The organism is Lutibacter sp. Hel_I_33_5 (assembly GCF_007827455.1).
Taxonomy (GTDB): domain Bacteria; phylum Bacteroidota; class Bacteroidia; order Flavobacteriales; family Flavobacteriaceae; genus Polaribacter.
In genome coordinates, this window is record NZ_VISM01000001.1 from 2,849,298 (window position 1) to 2,872,229 (window position 22,932).

Genomic DNA, 22,932 nt, shown 5'->3' on the forward strand with positions numbered 1-22,932 from the left:
ATTTGTATTTTTTTGATTAAATTGTTTTGTTAAATAAATAGTATTGAAGTTTATACCCTATAAATTGAGAAAAATAATCGTTTTATTTTTAGTGCTTTTTTCTTGTAAAAGTTTTTCTCAAGCAGAAATCTCTTATCTGCCTGATACAAGCAATCAAAATACTATAGATAATGTTAAGAATCTAGAATTTATAAAAGTAGATAAAACCATTAACAAAGGCATTAACAATGGTGTTTATTGGTTTAAGATAGAAAATGTTGCAGAAAAAACGATTATTCAGTTTCCTAACAATCATTTAGCAAATGGTGTAGCTTATTATAATGACAAAGAAATTTTGTCAGAAAAAAATGAACGCTTTTTAACCTTTATTATAGAGCAATCACCAACGTTTATAAAACTAAATATAATTAAAGAAGCTTATATTCCTATTACCATACAAGAGTATTCAGATTATAAATATAGTAGTAAAAAAGATAATTTATTTACTGGTTTTTACTACGGTTTTGCCTTTGTTGTAGTATTAATAAACCTCTTTTATTTTATCAACTTTAGAGATAGAACTTTTTTATACTATGCACTTTTTTTATTTGGTGTTTCAGCATCTTTATTTATAAGTGATGGTATTTTAAGTTTTTTTAGTTTATCAGAAAAAACTATAGATATTATTACTTTAGTAGTTCATATTACAACTTCTATTTTAGGTGCTTTATTTGCTACATCTTACTTACAAACAGATAATTATTATCCTAAGTTGCAATATGTTATTTTAAGTTATATAGTTATTCAGGTTCTATTATTTATACTTTATTTAGTAACTAATAGCTTTAATTACTTTGCTTTAATAGAAGTTTTTTCATTTACCTTATTAGGTATTTACTGGGTAACAAGTTTATTTTTATTTAATAAAAATATTTTCACCAAAGTATTTGCAGTGGCTTATGTGTTTATCTTTTTACTAGGAGTAGATTATTATGTACTCAAGTTATTCGGATTTCAATTACTTCAAATTAGCAGAGATTATATAAAAATGGCAGGTTTTTTCGAAATGATTTTACTCTCATTCGCGGTAATTTACAGGATGCGTATTTTGCATGAAGAAAACATACAAATGCGAAATGACATTACTAAGTACGCAACACAAATATCTTCCTTATCTGAAGAGTTAGAAAAAAACAAACAAGGGAAAACCAATTATTTTACCGAGTATGATTTATCTGAAAGAGAGCAAGAAATTTTTACGCTGTTAGCACAAGGAAAAAGCAATAAAGAAATTGCAGAAACACTTTTTATTTCTGTAAATACCGTTAAATATCATATTAAAAAAATATACAGCAAACTGAACATTAAAAATAGAGAAGAAGCCAAACAAATTTCTGTAATTTAGTTTAATTATTGAAAAATAGTTATTTATCGTTTTACAACTACCCCTCAACTACCCTCTATTTTTCTTCATTTAAGTAAACGTTTTGTAATTTTATAATTATAAAAATCATTTTTATAATTGCTATAAATTATATGAATATTAAGAAAATTAGATTACTTTTTATAGTATTATTTTACTGTTTTATTTTTAATACAAAAGCACAAATAACACAAACCCTAACAGGAGCAACAACTATTGTTTGCCCACAAGATAATACGTTAACACTGCAAAACTCTGAAACCAATTTTAATTATTTCTTACGAAATGATACTACAAAAGAAGTGATTGGAAACCCACAAACAGGAACAGGAAGTGCTTTAAATTTTCAAACAGGTATAGTTTCAGAAACTACCGATTTTCATGTATTTGCAGCCAACCCAAGTTACGCTTTAACTTTTGATGGAGTAGATGACTATGTTTCAATTCCACATAATGCTTCTCTAAATTTTTCTACTGGAGTAACTGTTGAAGCTTGGGTTCATCCAACAAATATTACAAATGGTTATCAAGAGATTTATAGAAAAGAAGGTACAGATGCAGTAGGTAGAATTTTATTTTCCTTTCAAAATAATGGCACAATTTTATCTTTTGGAACACATACCACAACAGATGCTTATACAGAATTAGATGTATCTATAAATCCAGCAGATTATAACAATCAATGGGTACATATTTTAGCTTTTTTTGATGATGCTACCAATGCAATGCGTGTGTATAGAAATGGCGTAGAAATTGGTAATAAAGCTAGTAATGGTACATTGGTTAATTCTGCAAATCCACAAGCAGGTTATATTGGTTCTTGGAACGGAACTGCAGAATATTTTCAAGGTAAAATAGCTTCTTTAAGAGTTTGGAACAAAGCTTTAACCACACAACAAGAAATACAACAAGCCAAAGACAATGTATTTGTAGGCGATGAAACCAATTTAGTTGCCTATTACCCGTTTTTCGAAAATGCGGGCACACAACTTACAGATAGTTCTACAAACGCCAATAACGGAACAATTAACGGTGCAACTTGGAGCACAGGTACAACAGGTGGTGTGGGTAAAGTAGTTTCTAATACACAAACTATTACAGTTAATTTGCCTACTATTATTTATGTAGATAAAAGTGCAACAGGAAGTAATAATGGAAGTTCTTGGGCAAATGCATTTACATCTATACAACCAGCAGTTACTGCAGCAACAGAAAATCAAGAAATACGTATTGCCCAAGGCGCTTATAATATAACTAACCAAATTAGTATTACTAAAGCTTTAGTAATTAAAGGAGGTTACGCTATTGGTGGTAGTTGTACACAAGACATTGCCAATAACCCAACCATAATAGATGCCTATGAGTTTGCTAATAATAATAAACAAAGAGTTATAAATGCAACACACACAACAGGTACATTATTTTTAGAAGGGGTAACCATACAAAACGGAGATACATTTAATTCTACATTTGGTGGTGGTGGTATTGCTACTGTAGGCAACTTACATTTAAGTTTTGTTACCATAAAAAATTGTAAGACAAGAGTTGGTGTTAATAGTTTTGGTGGCGCAATTTATTCTTTAGATGGAAATATAACTTTAAATAATACTATTTTAAATAACAATACTACTGATAATGCTAATGGAGGTGGAATTTATACAGATTCTGGTGATATTTTGATAACTAATAATAGTCAAATAACTAACAATTCTTCTTCTTCTGGAGGAGGGATTTATACTTCTATTGGAAGTATAACACTAACCAATAGTCAAGTAACCAATAACACTTCTTCTTCTTCTAATGTTTCTTTTGGAGGAGGGATTTATAATTCTAGTGGAAGTATAACACTAACCAATAGTCAAGTAAGCAATAACACTTCTTCTTCTTCTTCTTTGTCTGCAGGAGGAGGGATTTTTAATTCTAATGGAAGTATAACACTAACCAATAGTCAAGTAACCAATAACACTTCTTCTTCTTCTTCTTCTTCTTTTTCTTCAGAAGGAGGAGGGATTCATACAAATGATGGACTTATTACCTTAACCAATAGCGTAGTAAGCAGTAACACTTCTTCTTCTTCTTCTTCTTCTTCTTCTTTTGGAGGAGTTCGTGGAACAACAATTTTGCAAAACTCTATTTTATGGGGCAACACCAAAAGTACAGATGGTGGTGTTAATTTTACACCCAGTGAACATTCTGGTACACTTACTGCTAATTATAGTCTTATTAAAAACCAAAACCCAACAGGTACCGCAAATATAGATGCTACTGTGGGTGGTTTTAATCCTTTATTTGTAGATGAAGCCAATGGAGATTATCGTTTGCAAACAGGAAGTCCATTAATCAATGCTGGTTTAGATAGTTATAATACCACTTTAGCAGATTTAGACAACAATGTCAGAAAAGTAGGTGTAATAGATATTGGTGCGTACGAATTTAATGGAGCAACCAACGCCAATACTTCTTGGACAGGAGCAACAAACACCTTATGGCAAGAACCTACCAATTGGAACAATGGTGTGCCAAATGCAAACAGTAATGTTACAATACCCACAGGTTTAGGAAATTACCCAACAGTTACAAACCTAAACAATGCAACTGCTTTTAATCTTGATAATCAAACAGGAGCAAGTGTAATAATTAATGCAGGCAAAGGTTTAACCATAGAAAACAATCTAACTAATAATGGTACAATAACTGTACACTCTAATGCTACCAATAGTGGTGCATTAGTTGTAAAAGGTTCAGCATCTGGTAACATCACCTACAACAGATATGTAACTGATAACTGGCATACAGTTGGTACACCAGTAATTGGACAAACTATACAAGATGTAGCAGAAAATAACCAAGTCATCCAAAATGGAGACAATACAAAATATGCTATTGCTCCTTATAATAATGATATTCCTTCTAATAATTGGGAGTATGTGTCTGTGGCAAATGTTGCTAATGTTGGTAATTTTGTAAACGGAAAAGGGTATTCTATGAAGCGAAATCCTGCAGGAACTTATTCTTTTACAGGAGCTATAGAAAATAGTGATAAACAAGTTGCTTTAACAGAGGGTTCTAAAAACAATTGGAACTTAATTGCAAATCCGTATCCTAGTTTTTTAAAGTTTAACAATTTAGCTGATGCAAGTAGTAATCTATTGTTACAAAATGTAGCACAAATAAACTCAAATAATTTAGCAGTTTATATTTGGGATACTACTACATCTGGTTACAAACCATACAATCATGCAAGTACCAACTTGCAATATATTGCACCAGGACAAGCCTTTTTTGTAAATGCAAAATCTGGTGGTGGTACATTTACATTTTCTAAGAGTTTACAAACTACAAGTACACAAAATGTTTTTGCAAAAACCAACAATGCAATTTTTGAAATAAATCTTTCAGTGTCATTTCGAGCGCAGTCGAGAAATCTTACAAAATCCACAGAAATTAAATATTTACCTAACACTACCAAAGGTTTAGATGTTGGTTACGATGCAGAAACGTTTACAGCCCAAGACAATAGTTTTAGTGTTTATACACATTTGTTAGAAAGCAATAACAACAAAACCTTTGCTTTGCAATGTTTGCCTCCAACAAATTTTGAAGAACAGATTATTCCTATAGGTATTAATGCAGATGTTAATACAACTATTAATTTTTCTGTGGATGTAAAAAACATTCCAACAGGATTTACTATTTATTTAGAAGACAAACAAGAAAATACGTTTACCAAATTAAACGATAATGGAAACTATGAAATTACTGTTTCTGAAGCACAAAGTGGTATAGGTCGTTTTTATTTGCATACCACCAATCAGGTTTTAGATGTTAATGAGTTCTCGACTGCGCTCGAACAGACAAGAATATGGTTGACTGAAAAGAGAATCTTAAAGATTGCCAATTTGCAAACCGAAAAAGCAACACTAAAATTCTATGATTTGTTAGGAAAAGAGGTGTTTGTAAAACAATTGTCTCCTCGAACGATCCCGAAACTTCGGGAGAGAGGTCTAGAAATACAGTTACCAAATAGATTACAACAAGCGGTTTATTTGGTGAGGTTACAAACAGAGAAAGGGATAAAAACAACTAAAATTATTCTTGATTGATGAAAGAATCTTCAAAAATAATAACAAGAAAAGAAGCTATTCAAAAGATAGGAAAGTATAGTAAATATGCTGCCTTAACATCTTTAGCTACTTATATGATTTTGCATCCCAAATCTGCACAAGCTATGAGTGATGCTCCAGATGATGGTTTAGGAATTGGTTTTTGAAAAACTTAAGAATTATATTAATTTTATGCCCTTATGAAAATAAAATTACTGATTTGCTTAACTTATATTGGTTTCCTATGCCTATCATCATTTAGTCAAACAATCTATGTAGATATTACTGCCTCTGGTAGTAACAATGGTACTTCTTGGGTAAATGCGTATACCAATATACAAGATGGGGTAAATGCAATTTCTACAGGTGGCGAAATTTTAATTGCAGCAGGTACATATAAACAAGGCGCAGAAATAACTATTAATAAAGCGTTAACCTTAAAAGGTGGTTATCCTACTGGAGGTGGTACACAAGACATTACCAATAATGCAACTATTTTAGATGGTAATACTACACACAGAGTGTTAAGTGCTACACATACTACAGGTACTTTATTTTTAGAAGGACTAACCATACAAAAAGGACATGCTAACAATCATGGAGCTGGTATTTATGCTACTGGTACTTTAGACTTACAGCAGGTAGTGGTATCTACCAATCAAACTACCATTACTTCCTCGAATACTGCATCGTTAGAAGTTTATGGAGGAGGAATTCATGGAACTAATATTACAGTAACTAATAGCAGAATAACTAGCAACAATGCTTCTGCTTATAATAATGCTGGTAATCCTTTGCCTATGACAAGTAATGCATATGGAGGAGGAATTTATGGAACCAACATTACAGTAACCAATAGCCAAATTACACATAATTCTACATTAACTTTTGTTGATTCTGCTCAATCAAATTTTAATTCTTTTGGAGGAGGGATTTATGGAACCAATATTACAGTAATCAATAGCAAAGTGGCCAGTAATAATGCTTTTAGTAGTATGGCAGGAAGTGGGATTAATGTTTCTGATTCTAGTAGAGGTGGAGGAATTTATGGAGCAGCTACCATAACCTTAACAAATTCTTTAGTAACTAATAATTCAGTTGCTTCTGTACTGTATTTTTTTGGAGGAGGAGTTTATGGAACAACAATTTTACAGAATAGCATTTTATGGGACAATACTAAAAGAGAATTTTCAAATGCTAATTTTATACCTAGCGAGCATGAAAGCGGAACATTAACCGCTAATTATAGCCTTATTAAAACCCAAAACCCAGCAGGTACTGCAAATATAGATGCAACAGTTGCTGGTTTTAACCCGCTATTTGTAGATGAAGCTAATGGAAATTATAGCTTACAAACATGTAGTCCACTTAAAAATTCAGGTAATGATTCATATAATGCTACCACACAAGATTTAGATGGTAATACACGTAAAGTGGGTACTATAGATATTGGCCCTTATGAATATAGCCTTTCTAATAATGGAATAAATATCATTTATGTAGATATTACTGCTAATGGAAGTAACAACGGAGGTTGTTGGGCAAATGCATATAACTCTTTACAAGATGCAATAGCAGCAGCAACTGCAGGATCTGAAATTTGGGTTGCCAAAGGAACGTATACACCAGATGTAGGTGTAAATGTAACTTTAGGTGATAGAAACGCCTCTTTTGTTATGAAAAACAATGTAGGCATTTATGGAGGTTTTAACGGTACAGAAACCTTACGAACTCAAAGAGATTGGGAAAATAATACCACTATTTTATCTGGAGATATAGGCATTTTAAACACAGAAACAGACAATTCTAAAACAATTATAAAATTTGAAAACCTAGATGCAACTCCTGTTTTAGACGGATTTACCATTACCAAAGCTTATGGAACGGAGACTCTTGGTGGTGGCTTATATATAGATGAATCTTCTCCAACAATTTCAAATTGTATCATTACAAATAATAAAAGTAAAAATGGAGCCGCTATTTACACTAGATTAGAGAACCCTGTTTTTAAGAGCTGCACCATTAGTTTTAACCACGCTTTACCTAATGGTAATGCTGTTGTGTATACAAATGCTAACGATACATTTATAAATTGTAAATTTATTGGTAACTCTTCAAATTATGCAAGTGGTGGTGCTATTCTTAAAAGTTCTAATGATAGTAAAGCCATCAATTGTTTTTTTGATGACAATACAGGTTATACTGCTGGAGTGATATTAAGAGGCGGCGGTTCTTTTGATTTTACCAATTGTACGTTTACCAATAACAGATCTCTTAATAATGTTGGTACTGTAGCATTTGGAAGTGGTTTAACCTTTGTAAATAGTATTTTGTGGGGAAATATAGGCGGATCAAAAATAAACGGTACTATTAGTTATTCTATTTTACAAGACGACACAGAAGATGGTACGGTTACTTTTCCTAGTGGAGTTACCGATGGCGGACATAATTTAGACAGAAACCCAAACCTTGTTGAGGGTTATAAAGAACTCCCTTGTATAAGTCCTTCTATAAACAGCGGTAACAATGCTGCACCCAATTTGTCGGGTATTACCACAGATATAGATGGAAACCCTCGAATTTATGAAGGAACGGTAGATATAGGTGTTTTTGAATTTCAACAAGATAAGAATCCCACTTTTAATTTCCCGGATGATATTATTTATGTCAATAAAAATGCAACCGGAGCTAACAATGGGTCTTCCTGGGTAAATGCTTTTACAAAATTATATGATGCCTTATTTTATATCAATGGATGTGGAGCAACAGCCTCTCAAATTTGGGTTGCTAAAGGGACTTATATTACAGATGATAGCTTCTTTAACAATGTAGGGGATAGAAACAACCATTTTAAATTACCCAATATTAGTATTTATGGAGGTTTTGCGGGGAATGAAGCACCAACGTTTAATCTCAATACCCGAGATTTACAAGCCAATGAAACCATTTTAAGTGGCAATATTGGTAATGAAATAAGCAATACAGACAACACTTATACTGTTGTAATTGCCAATAATTTAAACAATATAACCATAGATGGCTTTACAATACGTGATGGTTATGGTACGAGTCCAAAAAATGGCGGTGGTATTCAAATACTTAACTGTAACAACACCGTTACTTTTAAACAACTTAAAATTACTAATAACAACAGTGCAAGATATGGTGGGGGCGTATATATCAGTAACTCTCAATCCAATATAACCCATAGTCTTATAAAAGATAATTTCGCTTCCTCTAAAGGTGGAGCTATGTATACTACTAATTCTTCCCCAAATCTAAGCAATATTACCTTTTCAGGAAACACCGCTAATATCGCTGGAGGTATGTATAATAATAATTCTTCCCCAAGCATTACCAATACCACCTTTTCGGGAAACACAGCTACAGTTGGTGGTGGAGGTGGTATCTTAAACGCTGAATCTTCTTCTCCAAACCTTATCAATACTACGTTTTCAGGAAATACTGCAAATTATGGCGGTGGTATGTATAATGATTATACTTCTTCTCCAAACCTTATCAATACTACGTTTTCAGGAAATACTGCAAATTATGGTGGTGGTATGTATAATGAATTTCCTTCTTCTTCTCCCACACTATATAATACGGTATTATATGGAAATGGTACAGATATTGTAAATGGTTCCGGTGCAACTATACATGCAAGTAGTGCAAATAACTTTTCGCAAAACTTTACAGGAACAAGTTTTACCACGCTAACGGCAGATCCTTTTAAAAATAGTGTAGATCCTGATGGTACCGATAATATATTTAGTACCCCAGATGATGGTTTTGTACCAGCAATAGGTAGTCCGCTTATTAATGCAGGTAATAATACCTTTAATTCTTTAACAACAGATATTGCAAATAATACACGTTTTGTAGGTACTATAGATATTGGTGCGTATGAATTTAATGGAGCAACAAACGCCAATACATCTTGGACAGGAGCAACAAACACACTTTGGCAAGAACCCACCAACTGGAACAATGGTTTACCAGATGTAAATAGTAACGTAACTATACCTACAGGTCTAGGAAATTACCCAACAATTACCAATCTAAATAATGCAACAGCTTTTAATGTAGAAAATCAAACAGGAGCAAGTGTAACAGTTAATGCAGGAAAAGGATTAACCGTTGGTAACAATGTAACCAATAACGGAACAATTACCATACATTCTGATGCTACAAGTAGTGGTTCTTTGGTTGTAAAAGGAAATGCTTCAGGAAATATTACCTATAACAGATACGTTACAGACAATTGGCATACAGTTGGTGCTCCAGTACTAGAACAAAGTATTCAAACCGTTGCAGAAAACAACCAAGTAATTCAAAACGGAGATAATACAAAATATGCAATTGCTCCTTATAATAATGATATTCCTTCTTCTAATTGGGAATATGAAACTGTTGCTAATATTGCTTCTGCTGGTAATTTTGTAAACGGAAAAGGTTATTCTATGAAACGCGCTACAGCTGGAACATACAGTTTTACAGGAAGCATAGAAAACGGCGATAAAACAGTAATCTTAACAGACGGTTTTAAAAATAGATGGAACCTAATTGCAAATCCGTATCCCAATTTTTTAAAGTTTAATAATTTAGCTGATGCAAGTAGTAATCTATTGTTACAAAATGTAGCACAAATAAATACCAATAATTTAGCAGTTTATATTTGGGATCCAGCAACTTCTGGATATAAACCTTATAATCATGCAAGTACCAACTTGCAATATATTGCACCAGGACAAGCATTTTTTGTAAATGTAAAAGATGGAGGTGGTACATTTACTTTTAATAAAAGCTTACAAACAAATCATTCAGGAAATGTTTTTGCAAGAGTTAAAAACGAAATATTTGAAATGAGTTTAACAGTTTCTGATGGGAAAAATGTAAAATCCACAGAAATAAAATATTTAGATAACACTACTAAAGGTTTAGACGCTGGTTATGATTCAGAAATTTTTACAGCCCAAGACAATAGTTTTAACGTTTATACACATTTGTTAGCAAACAATAACAACAAAGCATTTGCTTTGCAATGTTTACCGCCAACAAATTTTGAAGAACAAATAATACCTATAGGTATTAATGCAGATGCTAATACAGCTATTAGTTTTACAGTAGAAGCAAAAAACATTCCATCAGGAATGAACATCTATTTAGAAGATAAACAAGAAAATACGTTTACAAAATTGAATGATAATGGAAATTATGAAATTGTATTATTAGAAGCACAAAGTGGAGAAGGACGTTTTTATTTGCATACTACAAGTGAAGTTTTAAGTACTGAGTTCTCGACTGCGCTCGAACAGACAAAAATTTGGTTATCAGAAAACAGGGTTTTAAAAATTTCAAATCTAACTTCTGAAAAAGCAACTATAAAATTGTTTGATATATTAGGAAATGAGGTTTTTAAAACAAGTTTTAAGACAGAAAATAATTCTTCAATTAAATTACCTGAAACTATTACAAATGCAATGTATTTAGTACAATTAAAAACAAAAAAAGGAATAAAATCTACTAAGATTTTTGTTGACTGATTAGATTTTAGATTGTTATCGAATTCAGAGTCAATAACTCTAAGCCATTAACTTCTTTACTTCAGAAAATATAAAATAAACTTCACCAGCAATTTGTTCATTCGTTTTTAAATAAGTTTCGTCTTGTAAATCAGAACCGTCAGAATGTTTAGGATCTACAAAAGGTAAATGAAAACGATGTAATGCTGATGGAATAAACGGGCAATTTTCGTCTGCATTATTACAGGTAGTTATTGCAAGAAAAGGTTGATTATTTTGTGGGTCATCAAATACTTTTGAAAAACCAAGAATAGATTTTTCAGCTCCTTCAAAAGAAATAGAATATTTCGGGTTTTGATGAGAGAAATCTTCAACATCAAAATTAAAACCAACACTTTGTAGTGTTTTTACTGTATTTCTAAAAAAAGCTGTTACTTCCGTTCCGCCAGAAAAAGCATTAATATTTACATCAAAATACTGAGCTGCATAATACCCCCAGACTTGTCCTAATTGACTTCTTCTTGAATTATGAGTACAAATAAAATTCAAGTTTACAACTTTATTTTCTTGTAACTCTTTTGCAATAGTATCAGCTATTTTAGCAAGTAATGTTTTTCTATCAGTATCTAAACTGATATTTTTTATTGAGTTTTCAAAGAAGTTTTTAGTAGAAGTAACCGTAGTATGAATCATCTTAGTATTTTTGTGTAAATATAGTTATTGATATCACATTAAAAATTAATTTAAAGTTAAGAATGCGTTTAGAAATTGGAGATAAAGTTGCGGTTTTAGATGATGTAATTTCTGGTAAGGTTGTTAAAGTTGAAAATAATAACATTACTATAGATGAAAATGGAATGTTGTATACTTTTGAAGCTTCTGAATTGGTGAAGATTGAACAAGATCAACATGATTTATCAAAGTATTTAGATATCAATAATAGCATGCTTAAAGAGAAAGAATCAGAAGTTGTTAAAAAGAATTCTGCGTTTAAAAAAACAAAGAATGAAGTTATTATGGAAGTTGACTTACATATTAATCAACTTATAAAATCTACAAGAGGTTTAGATAATTATGATATGCTAAACTTGCAATTAGATACTGCAAAACGTAAATTAGAGTATGCAATTAGTAAGAGAATTTCTAAATTAGTTTTTATTCATGGAGTGGGAGAAGGTGTTCTAAAAACCGAGCTTCAGTATCTTTTTAATAAATACCCAGTAAAATATTACGATGCTTCTTATCAAAAATATGGATTGGGTGCAACTGAGGTGTATATTTATCAGAATGTAAATAATTTCGAAAATAATTATTGATTGTTAAACAATCTTTAAAAAATGTACTTTTGCGCTATGAATGCTATATATTTAGATAACGCTGCCACTACTTTTTTAGATAAAGAAGTGATTGAAGTTATGCATCAATCTATGATTGATATTAATGGAAATCCTTCTTCTACGCATCAGTTTGGTAGAAAAGCGAAAGCATCTATAGAAACGGCAAGAAAAAATATTGCTAAGCATTTTAATGCCTCAGCTGCTGAAATTATTTTTACTTCTAGCGGAACAGAAGCTGATAATTTAATTTTATTTAATGCAGTAGAAAACTTAGGTGTAAAAACTGTAATTACTTCAAAAGTAGAGCATCACGCTGTTTTACATACCTTAGAATATTTAGAAAAACAGCAAAATATTAATGTAAAATATGTTGATGTAAACGATAAAGGTAGCATTAATTTAGAGCATTTAGAACAACTCTTAAAGGATACTGCTGAGAAGACTTTAGTGAGTTTAATGCTTGTGAATAATGAAATAGGTAGCATTTTGCCTATTGATAAAGTTTGTAAACTTTGTGATGATCACAACGCTTTATTTCATTCGGATACAGTTCAGGCTGTTGGTCAATATCAAATAGATTTACAAAAAACTCCAATTGATTTTATGGTGGCGAGTGCTCATAAATTTCACGGACCAAAAGGAGTAGGTTTTGCGTATTTTAAAAAGGGTTTTGGAATTCAGCCAATGATTCATGGAGGTGAACAAGAAAAAGGTGTTCGTTCTAGTACCGAAAATGTGCATTCTATCATAGGAATGGAGAAAGCATTAGAAATATCGTTAAAAAATATCGAGAATAATAGCACGAAGATTAAAGCCTTAAAAAGTTACTTTATTACTGAACTAAAATCAAATTTTTCAAATATTTCATTTAATGGTGATTCTGATGACTTAGAAAATAGTTCATATAAGATTTTAAGTGTTCGTTTTCCCGTTGAAAATAATATGTTGCTTTTTTCTTTAGATTTAGCTGGTATAGCTGTTTCTGGCGGAAGTGCTTGCCAAAGTGGAAGCAATAAAGGATCTCATGTGTTACATGCTTTTTTAAACGAGGATGATGCTTTAAAAACTTCAGTTCGTTTTTCTTTTAGTAAACAAACAACAAAAGAAGAGTTAGATAGAGTTGTTGTAAAACTAAAAGAGCTTCTATAAATAGAAGCTCTTTTTAAATAATTAACTCAGACAAATGTGTTAATTTTTTATAACAATTTTCTTATTTATAATTCCTTTATTGGTTTTAATTTTTACAACATATAATCCTTTGCTAAACTTTTTTCTTAGTTTAAGTTTAAACTTATTACGTTGCTTTTTAATATTCCAATTTTGTACTTTTCTACTATTAATTCTAAACAATGAAACTTGTTTAACTTTAATTTTATCTTTTTTAACAACTACAATTCTGTTGTTCTTCTTGTTATAGAATACCTTTAAAGGGTTTTTAGTTTCTTTTGTAGCTTCATCTTCATTTTCACCATCAAAAGCAAGAGCAAATCGATCAGTATAGGTTCCAGAAGCTAAATTTAAAGTTGCTTTAGAATCATTAAGTTTATATATAGTGTCGTTTTCTATATCTTTTAAGAATACGTTTCTATTAATGTATTGCCATTCATCAATCTTAATAGTTAACTCACCAGCATTTTCTACAACAAGCTCTAAAGGAACTTCTAATTCTGGAGTAATAGCTTGCACACCAGCAATAGCATACTTGTTTTCATCTTCATCAAATTTCCAATAGAAATCTGTATTACTTTCTACATATACTTTAGAGTCGTATCCCTTGTCTGAAGCAAAGGTGTTATTCTTATTGAAAGAAATACCAATCTGTCTATGTAAACCAGCATCATTTTGATCTTTATAATCTAATCCAAGCTTTATAATTGGTAAAGTGTTCTTACTAGTTTTAGTTACTTTTTTAGCTGCGCTTGCAGTTCTAAAGAAAACTGATTCTGTTCCTTCTGTCTTATATTCTCTTTGACTATTGTTAAAAGTAATTGCACCACCATCAGTATCTCCACTAATAAAGAAACCTTGCCCTACAGCAATATAAGGCTTAGGAGCTGTATAACTACCACTCCCTAAAGAAGGTGTAGAGTCATCACTATTATCATTAGAAGTTACCTGATCTGCAGATAATCCCATAGAAATATTTCTAGTAGAATATCCACCTACATAACCAGCATAATTATGACCGCTTGTATCGGTAGAAGTATCTTCTTCACCAGCATGTTGCCAGAAATACAACGTACCATCTATAGCATCTATATTATCTTCAATAAATTTCTTAGCGCTCAATGCAGATGCATAAGGATTCCCAACTAAATATGATTCGTTTGCACCAATAGCCGTTGGAAGGTTACCATCTTTAGGCGTACCCGAGAATGTGTAATTCTGTGCTTGTCCAGGCCCTTTAAATGTAAAACCATCTGTTTGTGGTATATCTCCAGCTTTTCCTTTTCTAGACCAGTTAGATCTTCCACCATCACCACTTGCATAGGTATAAATCCAATAATCTGCAATTGCAATAGGAGAGGAGGTGTTACCATCATATCCACCTACAAAGGTGATGTCTTGTGCCATATTATTTCCAGGAGTACCAGAAAAAGAAGTAGGATTAGTTCCATCTTTTAATACATCTTCAATAGAAAAAGTACTACTACCAACTGTGTTAACAGGAGAACTTAAATAGTTATATCTGTATTTACTTGGTACTTCAGAATTTTGATCTATATACAATTTTCCATCACCAGTAATTTTTGTAGCATCTGTATGCGTTTGGATTAATTGAGAATTTCCAACTAATCGTATTTCATCGTTAGTATTAGTTAATGTGATATCATTTGTAACTACCAATAAATTATTTGTTACTGTTAAATTGTTATTATTAGTAACAACCAACTTTCTTGCACTTAATTTATCTGTATGATTATGATCTTGATTAATAACTACATGTCTTGATCTATCTGGATACCCATTAGACCAATCAGTATTTTCTCTAGTGGTTAAATTTATTCTATGTAAACCTAATAATGTATTAGCTTCACTATTAGAATTCACTATTTCAGAAAGTAAAGGATCATGGGGATGTCTTTGTGGACCTCCATTTGCTAAATCTCTATACGGATCTAAATTATCATCAACAAAAGCTACCCATTCTGATGCTGTAAATGTTGTATTAGGTTCTGTAACATCGTCAATTCTCACATAAGACGTATTATTTTCTATGGTATGTACTTCATCAATTCTATTACTCCAAGAACTGTTATCGTTGGTTTTTGAAATAACAATGACATCATTTGTATCAGAAAAATCTGTAACATTATTGTCTGTAACCGCACTTCCTTTTATATTAGAAATACCTGAAGAGTTCGATTTAATTAAGATAGATTCTCCTGCATTTATTATTTCTGAATTTGTAAAAGAAGCAGTAGGTGACACATTAGAATTATCTCCAGTTGAATCTTTGAATAATGAAAGGTAAAAACTTGATTTTGATATGATACCACTTTGGTGTGTGTTTGTGATTTCTATCCATCTTTCTGTAGCTGTTTGATAGATTTGTGTAATCATTGGAACACCACAGGCACTTAGGTCACTGTCTAATGCATTTGCATAACTATTTGTGAAATTTGATGCTGCTGTTGAAGTATCATTATCTTCCAAGCTATTTGCATATCCATTTGCACCAACTGGATCTATATTTATATCTATTACTGCATTGTCTGTATTATTTGCAATTCCGTCATCTGGATTCGTTCCACTAGCTATTAAAGTTGTTGGTACACCTGCTTCTGCAGCGTCTGAACATCCATCTCCATCAGAATCTAAATCTAAAGAATTTATGATACCGTCACCATCAATATCATTATTTGAAACTGTATTTGATGCCCAAGTTTGTCCAGTTGCGCCAAAATAATTTGAAACAATAACTTCACCTTCATAGGTAATACTTGCAATACCATACCCAGCTGCTGTGGCACTCGTTGCTATTGCAGCATTTGTTCCACCAGAATTAAAATCAAAATTTGGTAAATTCCCAAAAACATATTTAGCATCTGTTTGTGTAAATAAAATACCAGACATGGTATCTTCTATTTTAATTTTTATCGCTTTTGTGTAAACATGGTCATATGCAAGTACCCAAATTTCATCACCACTATTAAAATCTGCAGGAATGGTAACAGTCTGAGTTTTTTCTGAAAGAAACCAACCTCCATCTAATACAACAGTAATTGGTTTATTTCTTAAAGAAACTACAGTTTCTCCATAATCTTCTTCTGTGTCTAAAATTCCATCATTATCATCATCAATATCTATATGATCTAAAACCCCGTCATTGTCTGAATCTATACAAGCATTTATTGCACTGTCGATTGCAATTTGATAAGTTTCATTATAATCCGGAGTTCCATCATTGGCTGTTCCGTTATTTGCACCATTATCAACTAAATCAACTAATCCATCATTATTTGTATCAGTACCAGAAAATTGAAAGTTCGTTGTTAAATCTCCTGTTGCACCTACTTCTGCTGCATCAGAACAACCATCACCATCAGAATCTAGGTCTAATCTATCTACTATACCATCGCCATCTGTATCTTTATCTGTACAGGTATAGGCTGAATTTTTCTCAGATATTTTAAAGTTTTCAAATGTTTTGTCAAATATACCAGATGAGAAAACAATTTTATAATCGCTATTTTGCCCTTGAAAAGATCTGTATTGAGTTCCATTTCTTTTTAATGTTACAAAACCAGTTACATCAATATCCATTTCAAATTTATCACCAGCTGTATATGCGTTATGACCAGTCTGCGCATTGTTATGTAATGACCAATGACTACCAGCAGCTAAATATATTTTTTCTCCTAAATCTAAGTATCCATTAGGTACTTCTGTTCTGTTTGTAGCTATTAAGCCAATCATTGCATAATTTGTAACTGTGGGAACTGTAAATTCTAAATGAATAGGTAAAGAGAATTCTTGATCTGAATATGCCGACTTCCAAGTATTATTGCTTGTTAAATCTAAAGTTGATCCATCAAAACTAGAAATGATAGAAGTTGTTCCGTGAAATGAAGCTTCGCTTAAGTTTTCTGATTGACTACAATTTATTGATTCTGTTGAATCTAATATTCCATCATTATCATCATCTATATCTATATGATCTAAAATTCCATCATTATCTGTATCTGTACAAATATTTGTTGTACTGTCGATTACAAACTGGTTAGAAGCAATATAATCAGGTATTCCATCGTTAGCTGTTCCATTATTTGTTCCATTGTCTACTAGGTCTACTAATCCATCATCATTAGAATCTACATCTGGAAATTGATAATTAAATGTTAGATTTCCAGTTGCACCAGATTCTACAGCATCTGAACAACCATCGCCATCAGAATCTAAGTCAAATCTATCTGGTTTGTTATCATTATCTGTATCAATATCTGAACAGACTCTTTCTGTATTAGCATCAGAAATAATAAAGTTTTGGAACTCTTTTCCAATTGATTGTGATGTTACGGCTATTTTATAATTTGATGCTTGTCCTTGATAACTTCTTATTTCAGTTCCGTTTCTTTTTACGGTAACAAATCCATTTTCATCAATATCTAATTCAAATTTATCGTTTGTGCTATATGCTGTAGCTCCTGGGTTCCAAGTCGCATTAAAATAACCATAGAATCTATTACCTGCCCAAAAGAAAAACTTTTCAGCATTATCATTCCAACTAGTACTTCTCTCAGTGTCATTTACTGAGATTAATCCTAACATAACTCTTCCTGCTGTTGTAGGTGTTGTAAACTCTAAATGTATTGGTAATTCTAGTTCTTGATCTGAATATGCAGATCTCCAGCCATTTGAATTTCCAACAGCGACATTAAAATCTGTTCCTGACACATTTGATATTATTGAAGTTTCTCCATGAAAAGTAAACGTTGATAAATCTATACTTGCAGTACAATTTATAGATTCTGTAGTGTCTAAGATTCCGTCATTATCGTCATCTAAATCAATATCATTACAAATGCCATCTCCATCAAAATCATCATTGTCAGCCATGCCGCCAATTATACCGTTACAGGGAGTTGAGTTTTGAGTTATGCTATTTGCGTATATATTTTGTGAAGTAAATATTATTAAACAAAAGCTAAGTAATACAATAAGCTTGTTTATTACTGATACTTGTTTTTTATTATGTAGTGTGTCTTTCATATTTATTTGCAATTAAAAATGTTCTAAATAAATACTAATTAAGTATTTTCTTTTTATAAAGATTGCTTAATTAATCCATGTTAAGAGTGTTAATTTTTTACTCCTAACTTCAGTAAATAAATTTAGATTTTTGCTTAATTCGACTGAATTAATATTTGGGGTATGTAGCAAATAAATATTTAATATATGCTTCTTTAAATTTTAGTAGCATATGTATTAAATTTCTTACAACAATAATACATCTTTTTATGGATAGTATCTTTTTTTTTAGATAAATGACATTTATAGAAAGGTGAAATACCCTTTTTATTAGGCAACCTTAATAATTTATAAAAATAAAATTGATTAATTTTCGTGAGTATTGTGCTTAATAAGAGTTAGATAGAGTTGTTGTAAAACTAAAAGAGCTTCTATTTACAGAAGCTCTTTTTTAATAATATACCCAGACAAAGGTGTTAATTTTTTATAACAATTTTCTTATTTATAATTCCTTTATTGGTTTTAATTTTTACAACATATAATCCTTTGCTAAACTTTTTTCTTAGTTTAAGTTTAAACTTATTACGTTGCTTTTTAATATTCCAATTTTGTACTTTTCTACTATTAATTCTAAACAATGAAACTTGTTTAACTTTAATTTTATCTTTTTTAACAACTACAATTCTGTTGTTCTTCTTGTTATAGAATACCTTTAAAGGGTTTTTAGTTTCTTTTGTAGCTTCATCTTCATTTTCACTATCAAAAGCAAGAGCAAATCGATCAGTATAGGTTCCAGAAGCTAAATTTAAAGTTGCTTTAGAATCATTAAGTTTATATATAGTGTCGTTTTCTATATCTTTTAAGAATACGTTTCTATTAATGTATTGCCATTCATCAATCTTAATAGTTAACTCACCAGCATTTTCTACAACAAGCTCTAAAGGAACTTCTAATTCTGGAGTAATAGCTTGCACACCAGCAATAGCATACTTGTTTTCATCTTCATCAAATTTCCAATAGAAATCTGTATTACTTTCTACATATACTTTAGAGTCGTATCCCTTGTCTGAAGCAAAGGTGTTATTCTTATTGAAAGAAATACCAATCTGTCTGTGTAAACCAGCATCATTTTGATCTTTATAATCTAATCCAAGCTTTATAATTGGTAAAGTGTTCTTTCTAACTTTGGTTACTTTTTTAGCTGCACTTGCAGTTCTAAAGAAAACAGATTCTGTTCCTTCTGTCTTATATTCTCTTTGACTATTGTTAAAAGTAATTGCACCGCCATCAGTATCTCCACTAATAAAGAAACCTTGCCCTACAGCAATATAAGGCTTAGGAGCTGTATAACTACCACTCCCTAAAGAAGGTGTAGAGTCATCACTATTATCATTAGAAGTTACCTGATCTGCAGATAATCCCATAGAAATATTTCTTGTAGAATATCCACCTACATAACCAGCAAAATTATGACCGCTTGTATCAGTAGAAGTATCTTCTTCACCAGCATGTTGCCAGAAATATAAGGTACCATCTATAGCATCTATATTATCTTCAATAAACTTTTTAGCACTCATTGCAGAAGCATAAGGATTCCCCACTAAGTATGATTCGTTTGCACCAATAGCCGTTGGAAGGTTACCATCTTTAGGCGTACCAGAGAATGTATAATTCTGTGCTTGTCCAGGCCCTTTAAATGTAAAACCATCTGTTTGGGGTATATCTCCAGCTTTTCCTTTTCTAGACCAGTTAGATCTTCCACCATCACCACTTGCATAGGTATAAATCCAATAATCAGCAATTGCAATAGGAGAGGAGGTGTTACCATCATATCCACCTACAAAAGTGATGTCTTGTGCCATATTATTTCCAGGAGTACCAGAAAAAGAAGTAGGATTAGTTCCGTCTTTTAATACATCTTCAATAGAAAAAGTACTACTACCAACTGTGTTAACAGGAGAACTTAAATAGTTATATCTGTATTTACTTGGTACTTCAGAATTTTGATCTATATACAATTTTCCATCACCAGTAATTTTTGTAGCATCTGTATGCGTTTGGATTAATTGAGAATTTCCAACTAATCGTATTTGATCATTAGTAAACCTAAGTTCAATGTCATTAGTAACTACTAAAAGATTATTATCTATTGTTAAATTTTTATTATTTTGAACTAACAACTCTCTAGCACTTAATCTAACTCCAGTATGATTGTAATGTTGATTTATATGTACATTTCTACTTCTATCTGGAAAACCGTTATTCCAAGCTCCATTTGTTCTTGCTGTAAGTTTTGTTCTGTGTAAACCTAAAAGAGTATTTGCTTCTGTGTTTGAGGTTGCAATTTCTGAATATAAAGGATCATGAGGATGTCTTTCTGGACCACCATTGGCTAAATCTCTATAAGGGTCTAAATTATCATCAACAAAAGCTACCCATTCAGAAGCTGTATACGTTGCATTAGGTTCTATAACACTATCTATTCTTACATAGCCTGTATTGTTGGTTATGCTATTAATTACATCTGTTTTACTTTCCCAAGTTAAGTTGTTTTTAGCTGTAGAGAGTGTTAAAATATCATTTCCATCCCAAAGTCTTGTTATGTTAGTATCTACTATTGATGGTGCATTAACATTTGTAATAAGGCTAGAGGATCCTCTTTTAAATAATAAAGATTCACCAGGATTTAGAACTGTATTGTTTGTCGCTGTATATGTTGGAGAAACACCCGTTTGATCTCCTGTTTTGTTTTGAAATAATGATAGCACAAGAGAATTTGCAGGAACAACCGCAGTTGAATGAATATTCGTAATTTCTATATATCTATTTGCGCCAGGACTTGTAGTTTGTACTACTTGTGTTATCATTGCTATACCACAACCACTTTTTGTATTATCTAATGCATATGTTGCATAATTAGTAGCAATAAAAGCATCGTTTGCTGTTGCAGAACTAGTATCGTTACTTTCTAAACTAGCTGCAAAACCATTGTCACCAACTGCGTCTAAACTAGTGTTTATAACTGCATTTTCTGTGTTGTCTGTTATACCATCTGTTTTTATACCACTACTTTGTAATGTAGAATGTACAGATGCTTCTATTGCATCTGGACAGCCATCATTATCTGAATCTAAATCTAACTTATCTATAATTCCATCATTATCTGTATCTGTACATAAAGCAGTTGCAGATGCACCAGACCAATCTAGATTTTTAATATAAAAATCATCTCCATTTGCAGTAAATACCCAATCTATTGTGTTATTTATTTTTGGATTTGGTATAGATAACGTAATAGAGGTGAAAGCGCCTGTAGTTGTAGTAACTGAAAAAGTAGCAGGGCTTACAGTTGCACCATTTGAGGCTACAGCGGTAGCAGTTGTATTCGCTGATAGGTTTGAAAATGTTGCATATATAACTCCATTTATAACAAACTCTAAAGTTGCTATTTGTGATGAATTAATAAAATCATTTATACCATTTGTTCTGATATCAAAAGTGAGCTCTAAAGTTTCTAAACCAATGTTAGAAAAATTGATGGTTGGTGAAGAAAAAGTATCATTATTAATATTATCTTCTTGATTAAAAACCTGGGTTGAATTAATTAATTGCCAGCCACTTGTATTAGAATTTGTGTAATTATTAAAATCCGAAATATCTGGTGTGGTACCTTTACATTCGTCTTTATCTAAAATACCATCATTATCATCATCAATGTCAACTGAGTCAGGAACACCATCATTATCAGTATCAATTTCATAACATAAATTAAGTGTTACTGTGTTAATTGTACCACCATCAAATTCAATTGCATCTGTTACTTCTAAAGTCCAATTTCCACTTGAATTTTCTGAATTAAAATCACTAAGATTCCCTTCAGGATTAAAAGTCCCGTTGATTGTTGAATTATTTGTTGGTAAGTTGTTCGTAGAAGCGTCATCAAATGTAGCATTGTAATTCTCGCCGCTTCCTCCATTTGCTGTAGATAGTTCTACTCTAGTACCTGTAGGTGATATAAGAAATATTTCTAAATCACTATTCCAAGTATGTGTAATGTTTACAGAAACATTTACATCAGAAATCGTAAAACTGTCTGGTACGTTTATGGTTGTGTTATACGTTACATTAGCTGCTGTTGTAATTGTTGTATTTGGATTTACGGTATAATCACTACAAGTTTGTGCAGTTAAATTAAGAGATGTTAAAATTACAAATAGAAAAATTGCTTTTGTAATTGTTTTTTTTGAGAATAGCATTCCCACAAATGCATCAACTCTAAAATTCTTTTTTATCATTTTGTATATTTAAAAAAAGGGGGTGCATAAAGCACGTCTATATATTATGACCCCTAAAATTTTTAAAGGTCACAAATA

The 22,932-nt window shown here is 31.5% G+C and carries 9 protein-coding genes; 6 read left to right on the forward strand and 3 right to left on the reverse strand.

The genetic code is table 11. The annotated features are described in order from the left end of the window. Positions 1-64 precede the first annotated feature (64 nt). The 4 genes from OD91_RS13680 to OD91_RS12625 all read left to right on the forward strand — a co-directional run bounded on the left by OD91_RS13680 (position 65) and on the right by OD91_RS12625 (position 11,051). Positions 65-1,384 (forward strand): LuxR C-terminal-related transcriptional regulator, encoded by a 1,320-nt coding sequence (locus OD91_RS13680; protein ID WP_144896735.1) that lies wholly within the window; start codon positions 65-67, stop codon positions 1,382-1,384. 131 nt (positions 1,385-1,515) lie between these two features. Next, positions 1,516-5,505: a LamG-like jellyroll fold domain-containing protein gene (locus OD91_RS12620; protein WP_144896736.1), complete on the forward strand. Its 3,990-nt coding sequence runs from the start codon at positions 1,516-1,518 to the stop codon at positions 5,503-5,505. After that, entirely contained in the window at positions 5,505-5,672 is a 168-nt protein-coding gene (locus tag OD91_RS13565) for a hypothetical protein (RefSeq protein WP_186434456.1), read from the forward strand. The genes OD91_RS12620 and OD91_RS13565 overlap by 1 nt, the downstream gene beginning before the upstream one ends. 33 nt (positions 5,673-5,705) lie before the next feature. Then, a complete protein-coding gene (locus OD91_RS12625) occupies positions 5,706-11,051 on the forward strand; it encodes a T9SS type A sorting domain-containing protein (protein WP_144896737.1) in 5,346 nt (1,781 codons plus the stop codon). A 39-nt stretch (positions 11,052-11,090) separates the two neighbouring features. Here OD91_RS12625 and OD91_RS12630 read toward each other — a convergent pair whose 3' ends face one another. After that, complete coding sequence (locus tag OD91_RS12630) at positions 11,091-11,723, reverse strand: hypothetical protein (RefSeq protein ID WP_144896738.1); 633 nt, start codon at positions 11,721-11,723, stop codon at positions 11,091-11,093. Between the two features lie 62 nt (positions 11,724-11,785). On the opposite strand from OD91_RS12630, the gene OD91_RS12635 reads away from it, so the two are divergent. Further along, entirely contained in the window at positions 11,786-12,346 is a 561-nt protein-coding gene (locus OD91_RS12635; RefSeq protein WP_144896739.1) for a DNA mismatch repair protein MutS, read from the forward strand. Positions 12,347-12,382: 36 nt separating this feature from the next. Beyond that, a complete protein-coding gene (locus OD91_RS12640; RefSeq protein WP_144896740.1) occupies positions 12,383-13,516 on the forward strand; it encodes a cysteine desulfurase family protein in 1,134 nt (377 codons plus the stop codon). A gap of 39 nt (positions 13,517-13,555) precedes the next feature. Here OD91_RS12640 and OD91_RS12645 read toward each other — a convergent pair whose 3' ends face one another. Next, positions 13,556-18,580 (reverse strand): hypothetical protein, encoded by a 5,025-nt coding sequence (locus OD91_RS12645; RefSeq protein WP_144896741.1) that lies wholly within the window; start codon positions 18,578-18,580, stop codon positions 13,556-13,558. A 455-nt stretch (positions 18,581-19,035) separates the two neighbouring features. Beyond that, entirely contained in the window at positions 19,036-22,854 is a 3,819-nt protein-coding gene (locus OD91_RS12650) for a proprotein convertase P-domain-containing protein (protein WP_144896742.1), read from the reverse strand. Between the last annotated feature and the right edge of the window lie 78 nt (positions 22,855-22,932).

Bases quoted from the DNA above. Each gene is read 5' to 3' on its own strand.
- OD91_RS12620 (WP_144896736.1), top strand. From the start codon at position 1,516: ATGAATATTAAGAAAATTAGATTACTTTTTATAGTATTATTTTACTGT.
- OD91_RS13565 (WP_186434456.1), top strand. From the start codon at position 5,505: ATGAAAGAATCTTCAAAAATAATAACAAGAAAAGAAGCTATTCAAAAG.
- OD91_RS12635 (WP_144896739.1), top strand. From the start codon at position 11,786: ATGCGTTTAGAAATTGGAGATAAAGTTGCGGTTTTAGATGATGTAATT.
- OD91_RS12640 (WP_144896740.1), top strand. From the start codon at position 12,383: ATGAATGCTATATATTTAGATAACGCTGCCACTACTTTTTTAGATAAA.
- OD91_RS12645 (WP_144896741.1), bottom strand. From the start codon at position 18,580: ATGAAAGACACACTACATAATAAAAAACAAGTATCAGTAATAAACAAG.
- OD91_RS12630 (WP_144896738.1), bottom strand. From the start codon at position 11,723: ATGATTCATACTACGGTTACTTCTACTAAAAACTTCTTTGAAAACTCA.
- OD91_RS12650 (WP_144896742.1), bottom strand. From the start codon at position 22,854: ATGATAAAAAAGAATTTTAGAGTTGATGCATTTGTGGGAATGCTATTC.
- OD91_RS12625 (WP_144896737.1), top strand. From the start codon at position 5,706: ATGAAAATAAAATTACTGATTTGCTTAACTTATATTGGTTTCCTATGC.